General features: G+C 66.0%; 3 protein-coding genes. All 3 read right to left on the reverse strand.

All coding sequences use genetic code 11. The annotated features are described in order from the left end of the window. The coding region (locus ACGFU7_RS48000; RefSeq protein WP_393705119.1) for a hypothetical protein at nucleotides 1–245 on the reverse strand (245 nt) is incomplete at its 3' end. A 647-nt stretch (nucleotides 246–892) separates the two neighbouring features. Then, complete coding sequence (locus tag ACGFU7_RS48005) at nucleotides 893–1297, reverse strand: RidA family protein (protein WP_393705120.1); 405 nt, start codon at nucleotides 1295–1297, stop codon at nucleotides 893–895. Nucleotides 1298–1446: 149 nt separating this feature from the next. Further along, nucleotides 1447–1849 (reverse strand): Dps family protein (locus ACGFU7_RS48010; protein ID WP_393705122.1); only part of this gene is annotated, 403 nt, incomplete at its 5' end.

Genomic DNA, 1849 nt, shown 5'->3' on the forward strand with positions numbered 1-1849 from the left:
GCCACCCCCGGACCACGGTCCGGGACCAACCGCACCGCCCGACCCGCCACCTGAACCACCGGCGACCCGGCCTCTGCGCGCTCGTCGGCGAGCTGCTCGCTCATCCGCTGCCACACCCGCTCGGCCACGGCGAGCTCGTCCCGCTCAGCCCGCACCTCCGATAGCTGCTTGACCAGCTGCTCTTCGAGTCCGTCCAACTCCGCACGCCGCGCGGCGATCCGCTCCAGCACCTCGGGATCCATCATGCGCCGGAGCGTAGGAACGGCACCCGCGACGACGGACGGGAATCCGCAAACCCACCCCCGCCGGACGATCTACACCCCAGACTGCCGCCCACGACCAGCACGAGCATCCCGAACCGGCATCACACCAGCACCCTGACCAGCCACTTCAAATGGCGCAGCTTCTATGAACCCTTGCCACCAGCGGCGCTTGCAGCGTGATGCCTCTGTCCTGCTGCCCATCTGCCAGATCAGCGGCAGCAAGGTCGACTGACGGGCAGGCTCGCGGGAGTATCCGCTTGTTGGTACCCGACGGTGAGGAGCCCGGTGATCACTCAAGGAGTAAAGGTCACGGCGCGGTGCGACGACTGCGGTGGCGCGCTGATACTCGACGTTGGCCAGCACATCGACCATGGGCAGTTGTGGTGGGGCACCGAAGGTGCATGTACTGCCTGCCCCAACGGGTGGTGCGAGCAGGACACAGGCGGAGCGACTCCTGAAGAGATCAGGAATGCCCTACTGGCAGAGCATGGGCCCGCACGGCTTCGCCTCGCGGACGACGAGTCGAGCCTCGTCCCCGTCTTGCGAGTCCTGCGCGAGATGCTCCGCCTGTAATGGTCTCCGACTACCCGACCACAACAAGCATGGTCCGGACGCCGCTCCTCCCGTGCTCAGGGTTCGAGGTCGAGACGGACGACTGCGCCGATCTCGAGGAGCTGGTCCGGCAGCGCGAGATCGGACACGCCCAGCACGGTGCTCGTCGGGCGGTGCTTGCCGAAGTACTCCGCGTGGAGACGTGCGGTTGCGTCGAAGTTCTCACGCAAGTTCCTGAGCAACACAGTGGTTTCCACGATCTGGTTGCGGGTGGCTCCGAAGTTCTTGAGCACCAGGTCCAGATTCGCGAGTGTGGTTCGCGCCTGGAGCTCGAAGTCCCCCTCGCCGATGAACGTGCCGGCGGCGTCGTGAGACAGCTGGCCGGAGATGTACAGAGTCTCGCCTGCCCGCAGCGCCTGGGCGTACCCGTAGAGGGACTCCCACGGCACGTCGAAGCCAAAAACCTGGGGCTGCACAGTCATGATCTCTCCATTGCTCTGTGAATTTTTCGTGGCATGGCTCGCTGATGCCCGAGGGGGCAGTGCTTGCCTCTTGAGCCGTGCTCTTTCGTGTGACCGCTGCGTCTGGACGCTTCGCAGGCCAGGCAGCCAGGGGAAGCGCAGCACTTGGTTCAGGAGCGGACGAGGGGCGTGTCGACCAGGTGTCCGACCAGGAACCAGGACTGGAGCTCGCCGATCCTGATCACCTGCGAGACCAGCAGGTCATTGGTGCCATCGTCACCCAGCTCGGCGGCACGTGCGGCGGCGTCGTGGGCATCGACAAGGATGGCTTCGTGCGCCTCCAGCAGCCGGGACAGCATCGCCGGCACCTCCTCCACGCCGTCCGGAGGCCGTGGGACGGACGTGATCTCCGCTACGTGCCGGGGATCACCCACGGCGACACCCCCGAGGGACTGAACACGTTCGGCGATGGTGTCGACTAGTTCCAGCTGCTCGCCCGCGTGCTTGGCCAGGACCAGGTGCAGTTGGTAGAAGGTCGCGCCGCGCATCAGCCAGTGGTGCTTCTTGTAGAGC

Origin of the sequence: Streptomyces sp. NPDC048473 (genome assembly GCF_043200155.1) — a bacterium.
In the GTDB taxonomy this organism is placed as follows: Bacteria; Actinomycetota; Actinomycetes; order Streptomycetales; family Streptomycetaceae; genus Streptomyces.